16 protein-coding genes are annotated in these 21,862 nt (G+C 42.2%); 12 read left to right on the forward strand and 4 right to left on the reverse strand.

Going from position 1 to position 21,862, the window contains the following annotated elements; genetic code table 11:
* Positions 1-258 precede the first annotated feature (258 nt).
* Positions 259-1,020, forward strand: a complete 762-nt coding sequence (locus tag AC59IL_RS36235) for a sterol desaturase family protein (protein WP_496557138.1) — start codon at positions 259-261, stop codon at positions 1,018-1,020.
* A 246-nt stretch (positions 1,021-1,266) separates the two neighbouring features.
* On the opposite strand, the gene AC59IL_RS36240 is transcribed toward AC59IL_RS36235, so the two are convergent.
* The 3 genes from AC59IL_RS36240 to AC59IL_RS36250 all read right to left on the reverse strand — a co-directional run bounded on the left by AC59IL_RS36240 (position 1,267) and on the right by AC59IL_RS36250 (position 6,646).
* Positions 1,267-2,145: an AraC family transcriptional regulator gene (locus AC59IL_RS36240; protein WP_496557139.1), complete on the reverse strand. Its 879-nt coding sequence runs from the start codon at positions 2,143-2,145 to the stop codon at positions 1,267-1,269.
* A gap of 228 nt (positions 2,146-2,373) precedes the next feature.
* Positions 2,374-4,326, reverse strand: a complete 1,953-nt coding sequence (locus AC59IL_RS36245; protein WP_496557140.1) for a sigma 54-interacting transcriptional regulator — start codon at positions 4,324-4,326, stop codon at positions 2,374-2,376.
* A 1-nt stretch (position 4,327) separates the two neighbouring features.
* On the reverse strand, positions 4,328-6,646 hold the full coding sequence (locus AC59IL_RS36250) for a histidine kinase dimerization/phosphoacceptor domain -containing protein (RefSeq protein ID WP_496557141.1): 2,319 nt from the start codon (positions 6,644-6,646) through the stop codon (positions 4,328-4,330).
* A 344-nt stretch (positions 6,647-6,990) separates the two neighbouring features.
* Between AC59IL_RS36250 and AC59IL_RS36255 the strand changes: the two genes are divergently transcribed.
* The 3 genes from AC59IL_RS36255 to AC59IL_RS36265 all read left to right on the forward strand — a co-directional run bounded on the left by AC59IL_RS36255 (position 6,991) and on the right by AC59IL_RS36265 (position 9,864).
* Positions 6,991-7,689: an alpha/beta hydrolase gene (locus AC59IL_RS36255; protein WP_496557142.1), complete on the forward strand. Its 699-nt coding sequence runs from the start codon at positions 6,991-6,993 to the stop codon at positions 7,687-7,689.
* A 239-nt stretch (positions 7,690-7,928) separates the two neighbouring features.
* Positions 7,929-8,477, forward strand: coding sequence for a hypothetical protein (locus AC59IL_RS36260; protein WP_496557143.1), 549 nt, complete (start codon positions 7,929-7,931; stop codon positions 8,475-8,477).
* Positions 8,478-8,538: 61 nt separating this feature from the next.
* On the forward strand, positions 8,539-9,864 hold the full coding sequence (locus AC59IL_RS36265) for a sigma-54-dependent transcriptional regulator (RefSeq protein ID WP_496557144.1): 1,326 nt from the start codon (positions 8,539-8,541) through the stop codon (positions 9,862-9,864).
* Here AC59IL_RS36265 and AC59IL_RS36270 read toward each other — a convergent pair whose 3' ends face one another.
* Complete coding sequence (locus AC59IL_RS36270) at positions 9,865-11,811, reverse strand: KUP/HAK/KT family potassium transporter (RefSeq protein ID WP_496557145.1); 1,947 nt, start codon at positions 11,809-11,811, stop codon at positions 9,865-9,867.
* Positions 11,812-12,697: 886 nt separating this feature from the next.
* On the opposite strand from AC59IL_RS36270, the gene kdpF reads away from it, so the two are divergent.
* The 8 genes from kdpF (at position 12,698) to AC59IL_RS36310 (ending at position 21,770) form a co-directional block, all read left to right on the forward strand.
* Complete coding sequence (gene kdpF, locus AC59IL_RS36275) at positions 12,698-12,778, forward strand: K(+)-transporting ATPase subunit F (RefSeq protein ID WP_496557189.1); 81 nt, start codon at positions 12,698-12,700, stop codon at positions 12,776-12,778.
* A gap of 17 nt (positions 12,779-12,795) precedes the next feature.
* On the forward strand, positions 12,796-14,511 hold the full coding sequence (gene kdpA, locus AC59IL_RS36280) for a potassium-transporting ATPase subunit KdpA (RefSeq protein WP_496557146.1): 1,716 nt from the start codon (positions 12,796-12,798) through the stop codon (positions 14,509-14,511).
* Between the two features lie 27 nt (positions 14,512-14,538).
* Positions 14,539-16,602 carry a potassium-transporting ATPase subunit KdpB gene (gene kdpB / locus AC59IL_RS36285; protein WP_496557147.1) on the forward strand — a complete coding sequence of 688 codons (2,064 nt, stop codon included), beginning with the start codon at positions 14,539-14,541 and terminating at the stop codon, positions 16,600-16,602.
* A gap of 21 nt (positions 16,603-16,623) precedes the next feature.
* Positions 16,624-17,184, forward strand: a complete 561-nt coding sequence (locus tag AC59IL_RS36290) for a K(+)-transporting ATPase subunit C (protein WP_496557148.1) — start codon at positions 16,624-16,626, stop codon at positions 17,182-17,184.
* 97 nt (positions 17,185-17,281) lie between these two features.
* Positions 17,282-18,373, forward strand: coding sequence for a porin (locus AC59IL_RS36295; RefSeq protein ID WP_496557149.1), 1,092 nt, complete (start codon positions 17,282-17,284; stop codon positions 18,371-18,373).
* A 7-nt stretch (positions 18,374-18,380) separates the two neighbouring features.
* The gene (locus AC59IL_RS36300; protein ID WP_496557150.1) at positions 18,381-19,514 is read left to right on the forward strand and encodes a sensor protein KdpD; all 1,134 of its coding nucleotides are present in this window, start codon (positions 18,381-18,383) and stop codon (positions 19,512-19,514) included.
* On the forward strand, positions 19,514-21,220 hold the full coding sequence (locus AC59IL_RS36305) for an ATP-binding protein (RefSeq protein WP_496557151.1): 1,707 nt from the start codon (positions 19,514-19,516) through the stop codon (positions 21,218-21,220). Before AC59IL_RS36300 ends, AC59IL_RS36305 begins: the two co-directional genes overlap by 1 nt.
* A 121-nt stretch (positions 21,221-21,341) precedes the next feature.
* The gene (locus AC59IL_RS36310; RefSeq protein WP_496557152.1) at positions 21,342-21,770 is read left to right on the forward strand and encodes a heavy metal-binding domain-containing protein; all 429 of its coding nucleotides are present in this window, start codon (positions 21,342-21,344) and stop codon (positions 21,768-21,770) included.
* Positions 21,771-21,862: the final 92 nt, after the last annotated feature.

Below are 21,862 nucleotides of genomic sequence, written 5' to 3' on the forward strand. Positions count from 1 at the left end.
GCCGGAAACCCGTCGTTGCTAATGCTTACACCTCCGTGCTCAGTCGCTGAGGTTGCACCTCCGTGCTCCGGCGCCGAAACTTATGTGCAGAAGGCTGAAGCTTCAGCAACATGCAAATGACGGGCAGGCAAGCAAAATACAAGGCACAGGAAACAATAAAACCTCACATCTTCAGGGGATGGGGGCGGTGGAAATTTTCAGGAATACTTAAGATGTTTTTTTGTTAGATTTGATCAGCGTATTTTATAATCTTATCATATGACCTGGTTTGAAGGTTTGTCGTTATTGATGCTGATACTCACCTTGCGCTATTTCATAATTGCGGGGGCGCTTTTTTTCATTTATTACAAATGGCTTCGCCCGCGCCTGGCCTGGCGCAAAATACAATTACGTTTTCCGAAAAATGCCGATTACCGGCGCGAGATCGGGTATTCATGCATTACGATTGTAATATTTGCGCTGGTTACTATTCTTTTTTTATTTACCCCGTTGCGGAACATTACCATGTTATATACCGATATGAAACAGTATGGTATTATATGGTATATCGCCGCTTTTCCACTGATGTTTATTGTGCACGACGCTTACTTTTACTGGACGCACCGGTTGATGCATTATCCGCCCATTTTTAAAATATTCCACCTGGTGCATCATCGTTCAACCAATCCTTCGCCCTGGGCGGCATTGGCTTTTCACCCCACCGAAGCGTTTGTTGAAGCGGGTATTTTTCCGGTGCTGCTGCTGATTATGCCGCTTACCACTGAGCATTTTCCGGTATTTTTTATACTGATGCTGGTATATAACGTGTACGGGCATCTGGGATGGGAATTATATCCCAAACGGTTTAGCCGACACTGGCTGGGCAGGTGGATCAATACTTCGGTTAACCATAATCAACATCATCAGTACTTCAAAGGCAATTATGGTTTGTATTTTCTTTGGTGGGACCGCTGGATGGGTACTATTCGCGAAGATTATGAAAGCAGCTTTGAGGTGGTGAAGAGCAGAAAAAGTGAATAGGCAATAGGCAGTAGGCAGTGGTGAAAACAAAGACACAGCGATTTCTATTTATTTTCTCTGCGCCTCTGTGTATGCGGTTATAATTGGGCGATGGTGGTCATCTACTTTCTATTTCGTAAAGAAATCAGGTAACTCCTGCTGTACCTGTGCTGTATTTTGCTGAACCAACCAATGGCCGGGTCCTTTAATGATGGCGTCCTGTACATGGGTGGTTACCAAACTGCACAAAATTTAGGAACTGTATTTTTACACTGCTACTGCCACCAGCTTTTCTTTTTTGAACTCAGAAAAATTGATACCGGTTACCGTTTTGAAAAATTTGCTGAAGTTGCAGGGATCGTTAAACCCAAGATCGTAAGCGATTTCCTTCATGTTGATGCCTGAATACAACGCAAGCCGCTTTGCTTCGAGCGCAACGCGTTGCCTGATGTGATGACTTGCCGGAAAGCCTGTATTTTTTTTAATAATTTCATTTAAGTAATTGGGGTTGATGTGCAGGTCGTTGGCATATTCCGCTACCATTTTCTTTTGCCTGAAATTTTTTTCAAGCAGTTTCATAAAACTTTGCACCAGCTCCATGTTCCTTGTTTGTGTTACCGGATGAAAGGATGCTTCGACCTGACGGGCAAGGTAAAGGAGAAAAATTTTGAAGTAGCGCTTTAATATTTCTGTTTTAAAAAGATGAATGTTTTTGAATTCCTTTATCAGCTTTTGCACTACTTCCCTCATGTCCTGCAGCGTATCTTCTTTAAGTATTATTCCCTGTGATGTAGAAAACAGGTGCAATAAATTGGTGTTACAGGCCAGGTCGTAAGCCAGTTCACCCAAACTCAGAAAGGATTCTGAAAAAGAAAGCAGGTAGCCTTCTATGTTGTTGTCGGCATATACGCGGTGCATCTGGCCGGGCTTTATGCAAATAACCTGGTTGTTCTCAAAGAGATATTTGTTTAAGTCGATCCAATGAACGCCGGTGCCGCTTTCAATCCATAAAATCCGGTACATATTGCTGCGAGGTTCGTTTAATAGCTGTTTTTCCTGATCTGTTACTGAAATAATTTGTATTTCGAAAGAAGAAGATGTCCCGCTGTTGAACTTTGCCGGCTTAACCTTAGTAATTGTGTTCATGTGTGTGCAATTGGATGGTTTATAATGGTTCTTTGTTTCATATAAGCATACTATTGCTGTGCCAGTAAACGGCAACAGGTAACAAAAGAAAAGTCAGGCCTATCGGTTGTTGATAATCAAAAGGTTGCGGGGTGCTGTACAGGTGTACGGCGAAAAAGGTATATAACAGGCTCCGAAAATTTCGGAGCATAGTTCAAAAAAACTATTAAAAATTCGGAGGCGGCCATCTTATCTGAAATCTTCTTTCCTGATTCCCAGTTTGGTCAGCCTTGATTCCAGGGTTGTTGGTTTTTCGTTTAATAATTCTGCTGCACCGTTTTTACCACGGATACGGCCATTCGTTTTTACCAGTATCTGTGAAATATAAGCTATTTCAGTTTCGCGTTGAACCCGTTTTATGTCTTCGATGGTTTTAACGCTGTTGGGTTCAGTTCTTGTAATTTGGGTGCCTGGTGCAATCAGCGGTTGCCTGAGATGTAATTTTGAACGCGAATCATTTAAAATTACTGATTGTTCAATAATATTTTCCAATTCACGAATATTACCGGGCCAGTGATACGTTTCGAGTTGTGCAAGCATTTGCTCACTGATGCCCTGAAATGATTTATTGAATTTTTTACTAAACCGGTCGGCAAAGGTGGTTGCGAGTTGTTCAATATCTTCTTTACGGTTTCGCAATGGGGGCAGGGTAATGGGAAAAACATTCAGGCGGTAATACAAATCGAGCCTGAACCGGCCTTCTGCCATCTGACTTTCCAGATTTCGATTGGTGGCAGCTATAACCCGAACATTTACTTTTATTGTTTGGGTACCGCCGATACGTTCTATTTCTTTTTCCTGTAATACCCGTAACAGTTTTACCTGAAGGTCGGCCAGCATGTCGCCGATCTCATCTAAAAAAATAGTGCCGCCGTCGGCCTGTTCAAACCGGCCGGCTCTTTTTTCAGTTGCACCGGTGAAGGCGCCTTTTTCGTGACCGAACAATTCGCTTTCAATTAAGGAAGGCGGAAATGCGGCGCAATTTATTTTAACCAGTGGTTTATTTTTTCGGGGCGATAAGTTATGAATGCATTCCGCGATCTTTTCTTTACCGGTGCCGCTTTCGCCGAGTATTAGTACCGATGTATCCAAAGGGGCTACCTGCGATGCGAGGTTAAGTATGTTTAGTAAAGAAGAGCTGTTACCTATGATACCTTCAAAACACTTATCGGTTTTAGGTTCTTTATAAAGTGTCGAATATTTGTCTGAATCCGTTTCATGAAGCGCTGCGCTGATGCTGTTGGCAATGGCGGTTAAAGGCCTGTGTAACCGCGAAAGCCAGTCGAATTGTTCGGTACTATAGCCGTTTGCCTTTTTTCCGTAAATGCTTAATGAAGTAACAGTACTGTTTGATGTTAACAGGGGAAGCTCCATGGCGCTTGCAGTGCCAAATGCCTTTGCCAGTAAAGCATGCAACGGATGGGTAACAGTCAATTGCTGAAAATCATTTTCGTTGTACCGGCCTGCTGCAACAGCCATGGGCGTATGCATACAGATTGATTGGATCTCTTCCTTTTTTTTGTTTGAAATTACAGCCAGTTCCTGAAATCCTACAGGCTGGTATTCGTCGAAGCCGATCCTTAATAAAGCAATAAAACGCGTGCCCGGGTTATTGGCTGTTTTGCAATGACCTGCAATAAGGTCAAAAGGTATATAGCGTTGTAATACCCTGGCCATATTTAAAAATGTTTGCCGGCTATCAGTTCCGCTATCGGGAATATCGGCCAGCTCTTTCTGCAGCTGCATTTCTCTGCGCCACTTTGCTTCAAGACTATGTTCATGGCGATAAAAGGCAATGTCAATGGCTACCAGCAGATCTTTTTCCCTGAATGGTTTTACCAGAAATCCGTAAGGCTCCGTTGCTTTGGCTGCTTCGAGTATGGGCTGGTTTGAATTGGCCGACAGGTATACGAATGCAATATTTTGTTCTTTCAGTTCTTTGGCAAGCTCAATGCCATTCAACTTTCCTTTTAAATGTATATCCAGCAGTACCAGTTCGGGTTTTTTGTCCTGAATGATTTCCCTTGCTTCGATTACCGAAGCGGCAATGCCGCACACATTATACCCCGCCTGTTGCAGAGTTAATTGCAGGTCGTCGGCTACTATAAATTCATCTTCTACTATTAAAATATTCTTATTCATGTTACGATACTGCTTCAATCTGTTTGTGTGATTGTTTGGCCGATATTGATTTCAGGTGGTTGTCGGTTTTAAAGGCGATGGTAATAACTACGCCCTGTTTGTTTTCAATATGCAAAGTTCCGTTAACCTGCTTTGCCAGTCCTTTCATCAGGCGCATGCCCATGGTATTGGCTGCCATTATATCAAATTCGGGAGGCAGGCCTTTACCATTATCACTAATGGTGAGTAAAATATCATCTCCCTTCATTTTCATAGAAATAGTAATGGTGCCGGCGGAGCCATTCGAAAATGCATATTTGATTGAGTTCGTAATGGCTTCATTTAAGATCAATCCTGCGGGAATAGACTGGGCAATATCAAGGTCAATATTATCAATGGCCAGTTCAAAATGAATTTTTTGGCCGATGTTGAAGCTGGCTTCGAGGTAATCGGCCAGTTCCCTGATATATATTGGCATATTTACAAAGGCTGTTTGCTCGCTTTGATAAAGCTTTTGGTGAATGAGCGACATGGCCTGCATCCGGTGCCTGCTTTCGCTGATGGCTTCTACGGCCTCCCGGCTGTCTAAATACTTCGATTGGGTATTCAGCAAACTGATCACGATCTGCAAATTGTTTTTTACCCGGTGATGAATTTCTTTCAGCAGCCATTCTTTTTCTTCGAGTAAAATATCTTTTTCACCGATCAGTTCGTCTTTGTCTTTTACCAGGTTTTCCAGTGCGTTATTTTTTTCATTTATTTCCTGCTGCTTTGTTTCGAGTTGCTTATTACTGCGTTGTTTGATGCGGTACCGGTTAAAAAGCAGCGCGAGCAGCGTTGCCAGCATAAAAATGCCTGCAATAATTATGTTATTGGTAAGCTTTGACTGATGTAGCTGTGCTTTTTGGAGTTCATCTTTTTGTTTAAGCAGCTTAATGTCATTGTCCTTTTTTTCTGTTTCAAAAGCCACCTGCATTTGCGATAGCTGAAATGCTTTGGTTTCGTTAAAGGATGAATCGGTTATTCGTTTGAATTGCTGGTAATTTCTGAGGGCAGCACTAAAATTGCCCATGGCCGAATCGACCCTGGAACTGCTTTCATAGGCAGTCGCAATAATCCGGGAGCTTTTGCTTTGAGCCGCGAATTTTGTGTAGGATATTGCATACTTTTTGGCTGTTTCATATTCATGAGTGCCTATAAAATACCTTATCAGTGATCCATATACAGATGCAAGTATGGGGGCATTGGGGGAAATGGTTGGGATAATGGCTGTTAGCCTGTTGGTATATTCTTTTGCCTGCTGGTAATTTTGTGCAGCCACATAGGTAAAATGATAGGTTACAAACAGGTATATGCTGTCGTATGCATTGGTTAACCTGATATAAGGTGCAGCCTGTTGCAACAATTCAAGCGAGGCTTTCCACTTTTTTTGTTTGCACAATGAACTGCACAGGTTGATCATGGTAACCAGAATGCCATCTGAATTGCGATATTTAACAGCTATGTCAAAAGCTTTTTTCTGATAAAGGTCCGCTTCAACCGGTTTGTCCCAGTTTCTGTAGGCCACTGCCAGCCGGCTGTAAATGGTGCATAACTGCATGGAGGTATCTCCCTGGTTTTCGGCTGTTCTTACGGCTAATAATCCATATTTTACAGCATTGGGAAAATCGCCCATAGCGGTTGATACGATGCCCATAAGATCGTATACGCCATGCAGTGATTTATGGCCAATGGCGCTATATAAAGCCAGGGCCTCGTTTAGCTGAACAATGGCCAACCCATAATTTCCCAGTAACTGGTTAAAATCGGCAATGTCTTTCAAAACATCTGCTTGTCTTTGTTTGTTACCGGCCTGTTTAAAAAGCGGAAGGGCGTTTTCGTAAAATGGCTTTTTATTACTTATATCTTCAATGGTTGTTGTTGGAACATAACCGGCTGATTCAAGATATGCCTCGGCCAGTTCGGCCGGAATAGCTAACTTTTTATAAATCTCTACCGATCTGTTGATGTATTTGTGACCATTCAGCGTATCACCTTTCTCGCGCAACGCATTGGAATAAACAAAATAAGTTTTGGCTTCAATATGCCTGTCATGCAATGTTAAGTTGATCGTTTCTGCATTTTTTGTCAGCAGCAAAGCGCTGTCGAGATCATTGGTGGCGTCGCCCGGTTTGTATACATAGTTCAACGCCAGGTCAAGCAAAAGAAAACAACGTTTGGTGTCGGTTAATTTTCCGGCTAATGCCTGTTTAATTTCCTGTGCAGATAGGGCCTGTTGCTCCTGTGATTTTGCAATAAAAAAAAGCAATAGGAATAAGCAGAAAGTGGTTGCTTTTGCCATGCACAAAAAAATTATCTAATAAATAAAAAACGATGAAAATAGGTTTCTCATTCAGGCAAGCGAACGAAACGGAGGGTAGGACTTTTACTAAAATTACTGAAAATCGAACCCGGCACATGCATGCTTAACAAAATATATTTTTTAGTAATGCATGTTATAAGGGTAAATACTGATAATACAAACAGCTTTATCTATAGTTTATCTATTGAAGCGGTTGATTGAGGCAATCAACTTTGTATTAACATACCGGTTGCAAAATACGTTGAAATGATGAAACTTGTTTTCGGGTAAAGTTTAAAGTTTTATTGAAACCAAAAAAGTATTCAAATTGTATAATAACCTTTATGGCAAACAAAATTAATGTGGTTTTGGTGCATGGCGCCTGGGCCGATGGCTCATCATGGGCTGAAGTGATAAGTATATTGAACAACGCAAATTTTAATACTTCAGCTACTCAACATCCGCTAACAGGTTTGGCCGAAGATGTGGAAGTAACAAGGCGCCTCGTGGAAGGGCAGGAGGGAGCTGTAATTTTGGTTGGACATTCGTATGGCGGCGCTGTTATTACAGAAGCAGCCGGCAAATGCCCCAATGTGGTGGCGCTTGTTTATATAGCTGCTTTTGCACCGGATGAAGGGGAAAGTTTAACCGACCTGTCGCAGCGAACAAAGCCTGCACCCGGATTTATGGCCATACACCCCGATAAATATGGCACGCTGTGGTTTGATAAAGAAAAATTTGCTGCTAATTTTTGTCAGGATGTTGATCCTAAAAAGGCAACTGTTATGGCTGCAGTACAAAAACCGATCACTATCAAGTGCTTTTCTGATAAAATTACGAATGCAGGCTGGAAGAATTTGCCCTGCTGGTACCAGTTATCAATAAATGACAGGATGATTGATCCCGGATTGCAACAGATCATGGCCGAAAGAATAAATGCAAGGAATATAATTACGCTGTCATCCGGCCATGCGCCTATGGTGTCTTTCCCCGAAGAAATTGCTGCGTTTATTATGGATGCATGTAAGCAGGCTGTTATTTAGGACTGGCCACAATTTCACGTGTTTTGTTATCAGTTAGAGACATCTCCATTCGTCTGCCAACTAATTTTATTTCACTGCTGATTTCAATGCTGTTAAGCATACATATGCGTTTGTGATTGTACGATCACACATGTTATCATTTATTGTGTATGATAAAACTCTTTCGTACCTTTCGCCTCTCCAACCTCATCATAAGGGATTCCTCTTAGTTTATTGTTAACTCTTAAAACCTTTCACGTATGAAAGCTAATTGTTGTATCCCTTTCATGTACACCATTTCAAAATTGCTTTTCTTTTTCCTCGTTCCTGCTTTCACCTATGCACAGGCTTCCAAAGAAACAAAACAAATTCAGGAAAAATCGAAGATTGAAAATTTTTCACTGAAAAAAGGCAGTCTCATAAAGAAAGATTTCGCTACGCTGGGATTTGTAAAAAAAGTAGAGGTACAAACTTTAAAGCTGACCGATGTACTTACCGGGGTAACCATTTCGGGGATTAAGTTAAAAACTTCCGGACACTCAGAGAAAGTTTGCTTTTTGGATGCCGATGAAATAGATGGATTTTTGAAATCGGGAAAGTATTTATTGAAATCGTTAAAACCATCCGACAATTATGTAGAATACCAGTTTACCAGCAGAGATGGTTTTCAGGCCGGCGCCTATCAGAACAAAGATGAATGGAACTATTTTTTGAAACTGGAAAAGTATGATAACGACTCTTATATTTTTTTAGACCAGGATGATTTTGAAAAGCTGGTCGAAATGGTGGCAAAGGCTAAGGTTAAATAGGAAAAGGTAAAAGATTGTATGTTTGGAATAGCATGTTACCTTTGCTTTATCAAACCATACTATGCCAGGCAATATTTTAATTATAGATGATGAAGAACAACTTCGGAAATTAATAAGCCGTATTATTTCACTGGAGGGGTTTAGGGTAGAGCAGGCGGGTACGCTTAAAAGTGCACTGACAGTCCTTATACAAAAAGAAATTGATGTGGTTTTGTGCGATGTAAAATTGCCCGATGGCGATGGTGTTAAGTTTGTAAAGGAAGTAAAGGAAAGATTCCCACTGATCGAGATCATTCTGTTAACGGCATTTGGAAACATCCCTGATGGCGTTCAGGCCATAAAAAACGGAGCCTTTGATTATATAACCAAGGGTAACGACAACGATCGCATTGTTCCCCTCTTGTACCAGGCCATGGAAAAGGCTGTTGCCCAAAAAAGATCTGCTATAAAAATAAAAGATAAAGGCGCCTACAACTTTTCAGATATAATTGGCGATAGCGCTTTGATCAAAACGGCTGTTCAGCTGGCGCAAAAGATTGCTCCCACCGAGGCCAACGTATTGCTTTTAGGCGAAACAGGAACCGGAAAAGAAGTGTTTGCCAACGCTATTCATGCCCATAGCAAAAGAAGCAATCAGCCGATCATTGCCATTAACTGCAGCGCCTTTGCCAAAGAACTGCTCGAAGGCGAATTGTTTGGTCATAAAGCAGGCGCCTATACCGGTGCGGTAAAAGATAAAAAAGGCCTTGTTGAACTGGCCGATGGGGGCACCTTATTTCTTGATGAGATTGGTGAAATGAATATCGACCTGCAAGCAAAATTATTACGGGTAATCGAAAACGGTGAATTCATTAAACTGGGCGATGTTAAAACCACAAAGGTAAACGTGCGCATAATTGCCGCCACCAACAGAAACCTGGCCAAAGCGGCGGAAGAAGGGAGTTTCAGAGAAGACCTTTATTATCGCTTAAATGTATTTGCCATTCAGTTGCCGGCTTTGCGCGATCATGTTGAAGATATTCCTGTTCTGGCCAAACATTTTCTGGCGACTTATGCAGCCAGAGAAAATAAACAGGCTTTGCATATAAGTAAAGAGGCATTGCAACTACTGCAGCAACATGTATGGAAGGGTAATATCCGTGAGTTGCGGAATGTGATGGAACGGGCTACCATCTTAGCCGAAGATGTTGTATTGCCTGAACATTTGCCTTATGAAATTCAAAAACAGGATAAACAATCTGCCAGCCTTACATTGGCCAGCGTTGAAAAAAATCATATTCAAAAAGTGTTACTGTATACAAAAGGTAATAAGACCAAAGCCGCTGTAATGCTGGGCATTGGTCTTACTACACTGTATAGAAAAATGGAGGAATATAAAATTAGTTAACTACTGCCTCGTCAGCGGCGGATGGGTGACGGGGTTTACAATAATGGGATATTTTTCAACAGTAACATTGCTCGGGTCTAAACCAAAATTCACAGTTTCTTTTACACTCAAATATTTCAGGTTGAAATAACTTTTCATCAGAACGTTTTTCCAGAAAGGCATATCGTTTTCGAACGAAAGAAACGAGTCCATCACCAGAAAACGGAAATCACCTATTTTACTTTCCTGGTAATATTGTTCACATCTTTCCGAAACATCAACTTCATTTGATTTCACCAGGTCATTCGCTACCTGTTTAAAATAATAACCGATGCGCGGCTCAATGCGAAAGCCAAGATTGAATTCAACAAAATACACATCGTTCTTTACAATCGTATCTACGTGATAGCTCATGGCATAGGGCTCGTCCAAAACATTTACATGCACAAACCAATAGATGTCGGCCCGCTTCGGCGACCGTGATAAAATTGAATCAATGGCTGTTCTTTCAACTTTACGCGGCGACCCTGAGCTTGTAAGGAATACGAGATTGGTAGCGTACTTTGGAATTTTTTCGTCGATACTCAGCCTTTTTAATAAAGGTATATATTCCCCGATGGGCACCAGCTTTTTAAGCGAGATCAATATGGCACGGCCTTTACGCCACACGAACATAATGGCAAATAATATAGAACCGATCAGCAGGGTAATCCAGCCGCCTTCCTTTATCTTTTGCAAATTGGCCGTCAAAAACGACACCTCAATGATCAGGAACAAACCGGTAGCCAGCGCTATCCATACTGCGGGTACGCGTTTGGCATGCAGGTAAAAATTAATGAGCACCGTACTCATTAACATGGTTAGCGTAACGCTTAATCCAAAGGCCGCTTCCATTTTGGTTGATTCTCTAAAATACAATACCATGCCAATGCAACCGGCCATCAGTAACCAGTTTACAAAGGGGATATAAATTTGTCCCTTTATATTTCCGGGAAACAACACGCGGTGTCGTGGCCATATATCCAATCTGATGGCTTCATTTACCAGCGTAAAGCAACCGCTGATCAATGCCTGGCTGGCTATGATAGTTGCAAGGGTTGATATAACCAATGACGGTATATAAATAGCATCGGGAACAATATGATAAAACGGACTGATATTACCGATCTTTTCACCGGTATGTTGTAACAACCACGCGGTTTGTCCTGCGTAACTTAAGATCAGCATTATCTTAATATAAATCCAGCTAACGCGAATGTTATTTCTTCCGCAGTGACCCATATCGCTGTACAGTGCTTCGGCACCGGTAGTACACAAAAAGATACTTCCCAGCAACCAGAAGCCGCCCGGTACTTGTTTCAACATTACATAGGCATACCAGGGGTTCAGGGCTTTTAATACACCGGGTTCATGGCTCATGGCCATTATTCCCAGTACGCCAATGAACGTAAACCAGATGACCATAACCGGACCAAACACCTTTCCGATTTTATCGGTACCAAATTGCTGAAAAATGAACAACAGAATAAGAATGGCAATAACAATGGGAACCGTGTTGATGTGCGGCGCTACTTTTTCAAGGCCTTCAATAGCCGATGCTACGGAAATGGGTGGAGTAATAATTCCATCTGCCATTAAAAAAGCGCCGCCGGCCATGGCTGGTATCAGTAACCAGGGCCCCCAGAATCTTCGTATCAATGCATATAATGAAAATATGCCCCCTTCGCCTTTGTTATCGGCCTGCAGGGTGATGATCACATATTTAAGCGTGGTTTGAAAAAATAAGGTCCAGAAGATGGCCGACAATGCGCCCAATGCCACATCCTTAGTTATCACTCTTCCATGAAAAACCGCATTGAGCGTATATAATGGAGAAGTACCAATGTCGCCAAATACAATACCGGTGGCAATTAAAATTCCTGCTGCTGTAATCCGTTTATGAAACAGAGCCGGTGATGATGAACTCATTTGATTCTTTTTTATAAATCAGAAGTAAAAATCAAAGCCTGTTAATAAAGATGCTAAATTATTCCTTTCATTAATACATAGGCTATTAATTTCATTTTGATATGCATCTTTTCATTTTGAAAGGCTTTTCATTAGTTGATTTTTCAGGCAATTAATTACAATCCGGCTTCAAAATATTTTCTGTCAGCAGGTTATGATGAGTGCAATGAACCGTAAAAACCGGGGGCATGCTGTTTGATATTGTTTGGTAGCAACAAACCTGTTCGAACTTTTTATAGATTTTAAGTTTTAGTTGGAGCTGCGTTGTCACAAGGGTGAGGCGCAGCATTTTTAGCTGGTTTGCGATTACATTAATCTGATAATAATTTACTATGAAGCCAACACTCAAAAATGTGGCTATGGTGTTTCTGGTGATTTTATTGCTAATGGCTTTGTCTTATGTGCTATATAAAGCGCACGTGTATTCTGTGAATAGCTTTAATAAATAACAGGAAACACCTCAATCTTATTTTAATATGGTTCCTGCTAAAAAGCCGGTAAAACAGGTATTGAATATTGAGTTTGACATAAAAATAAAATCAGTTTAACCACGTAAGGCTTTCATTCTGATAAACAACCCTTCCAAAATGGAAGGGTTTCATTTTTTCAAGCGCCAGGCATCTGTTCGCTACGAAATCATAACTCTGTGTTAATTAACAACTTGCTCTCTTGTTATAGTTCGCCTTGTTTACCGGCATACAGTTGGCCATTTCAAAAGAAAAATTTTTGAGTAACCCATCATTAAAACAAAACATAAAACAATGCTAACGCTGATTCTCTTCGTATCCGGACTCGTTTGTTTTTACCTGTTCTTTAAATCAATTGACTTTTTTGAAAATATATAAGCATGATAAACGCATTATTCATTTTATCGATAGGGGTTTTTGGATACTTGATATACGTATTAATTAAACCCGAAAAATTTTAACCGGCAACATTACTAACATGAATACAGAATTATTTGGTGTATTGGTTATGTTTCTGCTTACGGTACTATTAGCAGTTCCGCTGGGTAAATACATGGCCAAAGTATTTAAGGGTGAACGCACCATCACCGATTTTATGAACCCGCTTGAGCGGCTGATTTTCCGCATTAGTGGAGTTGATCCCAAAGAAAGCATGAACTGGAAGCAGTTTTTAAAAGCTATGCTCAGCATTAACCTGCTGTGGTTCGTTTATGCTTTTTTTGTACTGATATTTCAGGATAAATTGCCCATGAACCCCGATGGCAACCCTGGTCAAACACCCGACCTCGCTTTTAATACAGCCATCAGCTTTTTGGTGAACTGTAATTTGCAGCACTATTCAGGAGAATCGGGCTTAACCTATTTCACCCAGTTGTTTGTTGTTACCTTTTTACAATTTGTAAGTGCTGCAACAGGTATTGCTGCACTGGTTGCTTTGTTTAACGGATTAAAAGAAAAAACAACCAGCAACCTCGGCAATTTCTGGAGCATCATGGTGAAATCAATTACCCGAATTTTATTGCCATTTTCAATAGTAATGGGCATTGTACTGGCTTTTAATGGTTCGCCTGCAAGCTTTGATGGCAAAGACACCATCACCACGCTGCAGGGCGATACGGTTCAGGTATCGCGCGGTCCGGCTGCAGGCATGATCGCCATTAAACAGTTAGGTACAAACGGAGGCGGATGGTTTGGCGCCAATTCGGCGCATCCGCTGGAGAACCCTAATTACTTTACCAATATAATCGAATCCATTGCCATTGCCCTTATTCCGATAGCATTAATATTTACACTGGGCTATTACATCAACCGTAAAAAACTGGCGTATGTGATCTTCGGTGTAATGACCTTTTTGTTTGTAACGTTTGTATGCATCAACCTGTATTTTGAAACAAAGGGCAACCCGGCTATCGATCAAATGGGCATTGCACAACATATCGGAAGTATGGAAGGCAAGGAAGTGCGCCTGGGATCTGCGGCTACTGCATACTGGAGTATTGCCACCACTTCTACTTCGAACGGTTCGGTAAATGGTATGCATGATAGTCTTACACTCATATCAGGCGGTGTGGCCATCCTCGATATGATGATCAATGCATTGTATGGTGGAGTAGGAGTGGGCTTGCTGAACTATTATATTTTTATCATCATCGCTGTTTTTATTTCGGGATTGATGGTAGGCCGTACACCCGAATTTATGGGGCATAAAGTTGAAGCGCGCGAAGTAAAAATAGCAGCATTGATTACATTGTTATCTGCTTTCTTAATAAAAAGCGGTACCGCGCTCGCAGCTTATTTTGTGGCGCACCATCCCGACCTTGCGTGGTCAGTTAAACCTTCTGCCTGGTTAAACAATCCTTCGTACCATGGTTTTTCTGAAATGCTGTACGAATTCACTTCATCCAATGCCAACAATGGTAGCGGGTTTGAAGGCCTGGGCGATAACAATATTTTCTGGAATGTAACCACCGGCATTGTATTGATCCTTGGAAGATTTTTACCAATCATCGGTCCCATTGCAATTGCCGGCCTGCTGGCCAATAAAAAATACATACCCGAATCGGCCGGTACGTTACGCACCGATTCGCTCACATTCGGCGGCATGACGCTGGCGGTAATCATTATCGTAAATGCCTTATCCTATTTTCCGGCACTGGCATTAGGCCCGCTGGCAGAGTATTTTAGTCAATGGTGAATGGTGAATAGGTAAAAAATAATTTATATGTCAAAAAGAAAACGCGAAATAAAATTGTTTGAACCGGCTTTGGTGAACACAGCCATCAAACAATCATTTGTAAAGTTGAGTCCCCGGTTGATGGTAAAGAACCCGGTGATGTTTACAGTCGAGATCGGCACTTTTGTAATGCTGGCCGTGGTATTATACCAGCTTATTACGCACGATGCAACACAGGGCGCTTTGTGGTATAATATAGTGGTATTTGCCATTCTGCTGATCACTGTGCTGTTTGCAAACTTTGCCGAAGCCCTTGCAGAAGCAAGAGGAAAGGCGCAGGCTGAAAGCCTACGTAAAACCAGAGAAGAAACACCTGCAAAAAAAGTGATTGCGCCCGGTGAAATCTTTACACAGGAAATCAGGGTTGTGCCCTCTTCCCAACTGCGTTTAGGCGATCACTTTGTATGCGAACCCGGCGATGTAATACCAATGGATGGTGAAATTACAGAAGGTATCGCCACCATCGATGAATCGGCCATTACCGGTGAATCGGCCCCTGTGATACGGGAAGCAGGCGGTGATAAATCGTCGGTAACAGGTGGTACAAAAGTATTGAGCGACCGTATTGTGGTACAGGTAACCACACAACCCGGTGAAACGTTTTTAGATAAAATGATCGCACTGGTAGAAGGCGCCAGCCGGCAAAAAACGCCCAATGAAATTGCGCTTACCATTCTGCTGGCTGCTTTTACACTCATATTTATTATCGTGTGCGTAACGCTGAAACCTTTTGCAGACTATGCTAATACACCCATCACCATTGCGGCATTCATATCGCTGTTTGTATGTCTCATTCCAACTACAATCGGTGGTTTATTATCAGCCATTGGTATTGCGGGTATGGACAGAGCGCTACGGGCCAATGTAATTTCAAAAAGTGGTAAAGCCGTTGAAACAGCCGGTGATGTGGATGTGTTGCTGCTCGATAAAACAGGTACCATTACAATCGGCAACCGTAAGGCCACCAATTTTTACCCTGCTCCCGGTGTTGGTGAAAAAGAATTCATCGACCTGGTCGTGTACGGCTCGCTGGCCGATGATACCCCGGAAGGAAAATCAATTATTGAACTGTCACAAACAAAAGGGGCTAAAATTCCAAAATTGGGGTCAGACAGTGGGACCACTTTTGTAAAGTTCACTGCCGAAACAAGAAGCAGCGGCGTAAACCTGGCCGATGGTACAAAGATCCGCAAAGGCGCTTTTGATGCCATTCGCACTATGGCAAAAACCGCCGGCAACATAGTTCCCAAAGAAACAGAAGAACGGGTAACAATAATCGCCAACGATGGCGGTACCCCCTTAGTAGTGGCCCGCAATAATGAAGTGAAAGGAGTGATTGAGTTGCAGGATATCATCAAACCCGGTATACAGGAACGTTTTGAACGTTTGCGTAAAATGGGTGTAAAAACGGTTATGGTCACCGGTGATAATCCGCTCACGGCGAAATATATTGCCAACAAAGCCGGAGTAGATGATTTTATTGCCGAAGCAAAGCCCGAAGATAAAATGAACTACATCCGTAAGGAGCAGGCTACCGGTAAACTGGTTGCCATGATGGGCGATGGTACCAACGATGCGCCGGCCCTTGCACAAGCCGATGTAGGCGTGGCCATGAACAGCGGCACACAGGCGGCCAAAGAGGCCGGCAACATGGTTGACCTCGATAACGATCCTACCAAGCTGATCGAAGTAGTGGAAATAGGCAAGCAGTTGCTGATTACCCGCGGAACCCTCACCACATTTTCTATTGCGAATGATGTGGCCAAATATTTTGCTATTGTTCCGGCCCTGTTTATTGCTTCTATACCTGCTTTGCAGCATTTGAATATAATGGGATTGAAAAGCCCTGAATCGGCTATACTATCTGCCATCATATTCAACGCTATTATTATTCCGATGCTTATTCCGCTTGCATTAAAAGGGGTAGCGTATAAACCAATCGGCGCCAGCGCGCTGCTGCGAAGGAACCTGCTGATATATGGAGTTGGGGGCGTTGTTGTTCCGTTTATTGGTATAAAACTGATCGATATGCTGTTAGCATTATTTATGTAATTGCATTAAATGATTTTTACAATGAAGAACTTTTCTATATCGCTGAAGCTTACCCTGATATTGCTGGTAATTTGTGCCGGCATATTTCCCTTATTCATTGCCCTGGTGGCAAAACTGGCGCCGGGTGGCGGCAAAGGCGAAACCATTGCAGTAAATGGTAAAGTGGTTGGTTATGCCAACGTTGGACAAAAATTTACCGATGACAAATATTTCTGGAGCCGTCCATCGGCGGTGGATTATAATGCAGCCGGTTCGGCCGGTTCGAACAAAGGGCCTTCGAATCCTGATTATTTAAAAACAGTTCAGGATAGAATTGATACCTTTCTGGTGCATAATCCCGGTATTAAAAAAGAACAGATACCGGCAGAACTGGTTACCGCTTCGGGTAGTGGCTTAGATCCTGATATATCACCGGCATCGGCTTACATACAGGTAAAGCGTGTTGCCGCCATACGCAGTTTACCGGAAGAAAAAGTAAAATCACTGGTGGAAGAACATACTGATAAACCCCTGCTGGGCATATTAGGACCTTCAAAAATAAATGTATTGAAATTGAATGTGGCGCTGGATGCGTTGAAATAGGCAGTAGGCAATTGACAATTGGCAAGCCGTGCTACGGTTTTAAACCGTGGCACGGCTACTGCGAATATTCTGATAACAACTGACATAAGTAACAACGATGAAAAAAATTATAACAGGCATAGCTGTGTTATTGGCAGCTACCTGTATGGCACAGGACACTACAGAACAACAGAAAGATAAAGGACAATTAACTGTTAGCGGATATGCAGAAGGGTATTACAGCTATGATTTTAACAAACCACAGAAGAACAACAGACCCGGTTTTATTTATAGTCATAACCGCAGCAATGAGTTCAATGTAAACCTTGCTTATGTAAAAGGCAGTTACACGGCAGAACGGGTACGGGCCAATATTGCTTTGGCTGCAGGAACGTATATAAATGCAAACTATGCGGCTGAACCTGGTGTTTTGAAAAATGTGTTTGAAGCAAACGTAGGCTATAAATTAAGCAGCAAAAAGAATATATGGATCGATATGGGTATTATGCCATCGCATATAGGTTTTGAAAGCGCCATCAGCAAAGATTGCTGGAACGTAACCAGAAGCATACTGGCCGAAAATTCGCCTTACTTTGAAAGCGGCGCCAAACTCACTTATTCAACCGATAACAATAAATGGGTGTTCAGCGCTATGGCATTGAATGGCTGGCAACGCATTCAGCGGGTGGCCGGTAATTCATTAATGAGCTGGGGTACGCAAATTCAGTTTAAACCATCAGATAAAGTTTCTTTGAATTACAGCACCTTTTTAGGTAGTGATAAACCGGATACGGCAAGACTTTGGAGATATTTTCATAACTTATATGGGATCCTTCAGTTGACCGACCGGTTTGGACTGACCCTTGGTTTTGATATCGGACAGGAGCAAAAACACAAAGGCAGCAGTGACTATAATGTTTGGTATTCACCCGTGGCTATTTTGCGGTATACGCCGGCCGATCATTGGGCTATTGCAGTAAGAGGTGAATATTACAGCGATGAACATGGAGTAATCATCAGCACCGGCACACCAAATGGTTTTAAAACTTCAGGTTTTTCAGCCAACATTGATTACCTGCCGGCAAAGAACGTCGCATTCCGCCTCGAAGGAAGAATGCTGAACAGTAAAGACGAAATTTTTGTAAAGAATAACGAAAACTTTACCGCCAATAATACCGCTGTTACTTTTTCAGCAGCAGTGAGTTTTTAAAATTCATATGAGCACGCCCAACGATAAAGATGAACAGGTGCAGCATTTCCTTGATCTGGCTAATAAGTCGGTTCGCGGAAAGCTGAAGATCTACATTGGCATGAGCGCCGGTGTGGGAAAAACATACCGCATGTTGCAGGAAGCGCATGATATGCTTCGCAAAGGCATAAATATTAAAGTTGGGTATGTTGAAACCCATAACCGAAAAGAAACACATGCGCTTATTGAGGGATTGCCGCTGATCCCGCGCCGCCAGGTGTTTTATAAAGGCAAGCAGCTGGATGAACTGGATGTGCAGGCGATTTTATTGTTGCACCCCGAAGTAGTTATTGTTGATGAACTGGCGCATAGCAATATACCCGGCAGTAAAAATGAAAAACGCTGGCAGGATGTGGTGGATATTCTTGATGCGGGCATAGATGTGATCACTGCCGTAAACATTCAGCATATTGAAAGCATTAACGAAGATGTAAAGCAGATCACCGGTGTAGAAGTAAAAGAACGGGTGCCCGATAAGTTGTTGCAAATGGCCGATGAAGTGGTGAATATCGACCTTACTGCCAAGGAGCTGATCACCCGCTTACAGGAAGGAAAAATTTACGACCACAATAAAGTGCAGCAGGCGCTGACCAACTTTTTTCAGCCCGAGAAAATTTTGCAGTTGCGCGAGCTGGCTTTAAAAGAAGTAGCTGGCCAGGTTGAGCGAAAAGTTGATTACACGGTAACTAAAAACAAAACCTGGCAGCACGAACGGTTTCTGGCCTGCATTTCATCGTCGCACGAAGCGGCGCAGCGCATTATTCGAAAAACGGGCCGGCTGGCATCGTATTATAATGCCGACTGGTATGTGTTGTATGTGCAAACCCCCAAAGAAGAGCTGGATAAAATTCCGCTGGCTGCACAACGCCATCTTATCAATAACCTGAAGCTGGCTACCGAATTGGGGGCCGAAGTGTTGCAGGTGAAAAGCAAAAGCATTTCACAGGAAATCATTCAAACGGCTATCGAAAAAAAGATCACCACTATTTGTATTGGCAAGCCGCATCTGAACTTATTTCAGGTTATATTGAGTACCAATTTGTTTAATCAGCTGTTAAAAACTTTGTCTGAAAAAGATATTGATATTATTATTTTATCGTAATGGCATTAAAGCTTAAATCGAAAGTAGCCCTGGGTGTTGTTTTTTTGTTTGCATTGCTGCTGCTTGTTGGCGGCGTAGGATTTTATTATTTTAACAAAATCAGCATCGAATCGCAGGATGTTTTGAAAGATAACTATAAAAGCGTTGAATACGGCCGTAAGATGCTCGATGCACTTACCACCTGGGAAAAGCAACGCGATTCGGCCCGGAAATCATTTGAGGAAAATTTAAGGGCACAAGAACAAAATATCACCGAAAAAGGAGAAACGGCTGTTACCGGTACGTTGCACAATGATTACAACCAGTTTCTGAAACACGCCGATTCAATGCCTTTGCAAATGGCGCTGCAGAAAAGCATCAGCCGTATTATCCAGATCAATCTGCAGGCAATAGATGTAAAAAATGCAGCGGCGCAACAGGCGGTTGAAAATGCCAAGGTTATTATCACCATGATCATTACCCTTTGCCTGCTGATCGGTTTTACCTTTATCGTTAATTTCCCCGGGTTAATTGCAAACCCCATTACAAAGCTTACAGAAGGCATTCAGGCCATTGCCAACAAAAATTACAGCCAGCGCATTCACCTTGAGCGTAAGGATGAATTTGGCGACCTGGCAAAAGCGTTTAATGATATGGCCGAACAGCTGAATGAATACGAGCACAGCAACCTGGCAAAGATCATGTTTGAAAAGAAACGGGCCGAAACGGTGATCAATTCCATGAAAGATGCCAGTATTGGGATAGATACCCACGGAATAATACTGTTTGCCAACCAGCAGGCGTTGCAATTGCTGAATTTAAAAGAGGCCGATATTGTAGGGCAACGACAGGAGGATATTCAAAAACGAAACGACCTGTTCCGTTTTTTAACTACCGAAGAAAACGGTATGCCGTTTAAAATAGTAGTGAATGATAAAGAGAATTTTTTTGCCAAAGAGTACATCGAAATAAGTCAGGAGAACGAAAAGGTAGGTCATGTGATAGTATTGAAAAATATAACGCCGTATAAAGAACTGGATGTGGCAAAGACCAATTTTATTGCCACTATATCGCATGAGTTGAAAACACCGCTGGCATCATCAGATTTTAGTTTGCGACTGTTGGAAGATGAACGCATAGGTACGTTAACCACCGAACAAAAAGAGCTGGTAAAAAGTATGAAAGACGATAACCAGCGCCTGCTGCGTATTCTAAGCGAATTGCTCGATATGTCGCAGGTTGAAAGTGGTAAAATACAACTGAACATGCAGCCGGTGCAGGTTAATGAAGTTATTTCCAAAGCGCTGGCTTCGGTACAAAATGCCGCAAAAGAAAAGAACATCCTTATTAAACAACAGATAGCCGACAAATTGCCTTTTGTTCAGGCCGATCCTGAAAAAGCGGTTTGGATCATCAATAATTTTTTAACCAACGCCATCAGGTATTCTGCTGAAAATGATCATGTGGTTATTAAAACAGCTGTGCCCGATGAACAGCATATTGAAATAGGCGTGCAGGATTTTGGTATTGGCATTGAAACAACGCTGCAACATAAAATATTCGACCGGTTTTACCGCGTGCCGGGCATTCGTGAAAAAAAGGGTACTGGCCTGGGGCTGGCTATCAGTAAAGAGTTTGCCGAAGCCATGGGCGGAGAAATTGGCGTATTATCCGAAATAGGTAAAGGCAGTTATTTTTATTGCCGGTTTAATATAGCACTGGTATAGCCGTTCTTTCTGCCAGACCCCGCCGGGCTTGATTTTTATCAACAGGCTATATGACGAATCTCAGGTCCTTCGAGTTTTTGTTACCGTAATTTAGAGCAATCAATCATTAACATTTAAAATCATGAAATCATTACTTATTCTATCGGTAACAATGCTGTTTGTTGTAAACAGTGTGTTAGCGCAATCAAAGGCCGGTAAAGTTGATACAACAAAAAAAGCATCTTATTATACCTGCCCTATGCATCCTGATATTGTAAAGCACGAACCGGGTAAATGTCCCAAATGCGGTATGGCGCTGGCTATTTCAACTAAAGAACAAATCAAATCAAATACGGCAAAAAACTATGTTTGTCCGGTGCATGTTGATGTGTTTAGCCACGATCCCGGCAAATGTCCCAAATGCGGTAAGAAATTAAATTTATCTCCCAAAGAACAAATGAAAGCCGAAGCCGGCAAGGTGTATACCTGTCCCATGCATCCGCAGGTAGCGCTTACCAAAGATGGTGTTTGTCCCAAATGTGGTAAAGCATTGGTTGAAAAGAAAAATTAAGCACAGGCAGCAAAGAATGAGTCTCGTCAAAAAAAAGTAACTGCATAAATACCATTATAATTTCAGTATTATTACGGCAGGCAGTCATTGCA

This window comes from Niastella sp. sgz303648 (assembly GCF_059587045.1).

Excerpts from the sequence above, each read along its gene's own strand:
- AC59IL_RS36235 (WP_496557138.1), top strand. The coding sequence starts at position 259 with ATGACCTGGTTTGAAGGTTTGTCGTTATTGATGCTGATACTCACCTTG.
- AC59IL_RS36240 (WP_496557139.1), bottom strand. The coding sequence starts at position 2,145 with ATGAACACAATTACTAAGGTTAAGCCGGCAAAGTTCAACAGCGGGACA.
- AC59IL_RS36245 (WP_496557140.1), bottom strand. The coding sequence starts at position 4,326 with ATGAATAAGAATATTTTAATAGTAGAAGATGAATTTATAGTAGCCGAC.
- AC59IL_RS36250 (WP_496557141.1), bottom strand. The coding sequence starts at position 6,646 with ATGGCAAAAGCAACCACTTTCTGCTTATTCCTATTGCTTTTTTTTATT.
- AC59IL_RS36255 (WP_496557142.1), top strand. The coding sequence starts at position 6,991 with ATGGCAAACAAAATTAATGTGGTTTTGGTGCATGGCGCCTGGGCCGAT.
- AC59IL_RS36260 (WP_496557143.1), top strand. The coding sequence starts at position 7,929 with ATGAAAGCTAATTGTTGTATCCCTTTCATGTACACCATTTCAAAATTG.
- AC59IL_RS36265 (WP_496557144.1), top strand. The coding sequence starts at position 8,539 with ATGCCAGGCAATATTTTAATTATAGATGATGAAGAACAACTTCGGAAA.
- AC59IL_RS36270 (WP_496557145.1), bottom strand. The coding sequence starts at position 11,811 with ATGAGTTCATCATCACCGGCTCTGTTTCATAAACGGATTACAGCAGCA.
- kdpF (WP_496557189.1), top strand. The coding sequence starts at position 12,698 with ATGATAAACGCATTATTCATTTTATCGATAGGGGTTTTTGGATACTTG.
- kdpA (WP_496557146.1), top strand. The coding sequence starts at position 12,796 with ATGAATACAGAATTATTTGGTGTATTGGTTATGTTTCTGCTTACGGTA.
- kdpB (WP_496557147.1), top strand. The coding sequence starts at position 14,539 with ATGTCAAAAAGAAAACGCGAAATAAAATTGTTTGAACCGGCTTTGGTG.
- AC59IL_RS36290 (WP_496557148.1), top strand. The coding sequence starts at position 16,624 with ATGAAGAACTTTTCTATATCGCTGAAGCTTACCCTGATATTGCTGGTA.
- AC59IL_RS36295 (WP_496557149.1), top strand. The coding sequence starts at position 17,282 with ATGAAAAAAATTATAACAGGCATAGCTGTGTTATTGGCAGCTACCTGT.
- AC59IL_RS36300 (WP_496557150.1), top strand. The coding sequence starts at position 18,381 with ATGAGCACGCCCAACGATAAAGATGAACAGGTGCAGCATTTCCTTGAT.
- AC59IL_RS36305 (WP_496557151.1), top strand. The coding sequence starts at position 19,514 with ATGGCATTAAAGCTTAAATCGAAAGTAGCCCTGGGTGTTGTTTTTTTG.
- AC59IL_RS36310 (WP_496557152.1), top strand. The coding sequence starts at position 21,342 with ATGAAATCATTACTTATTCTATCGGTAACAATGCTGTTTGTTGTAAAC.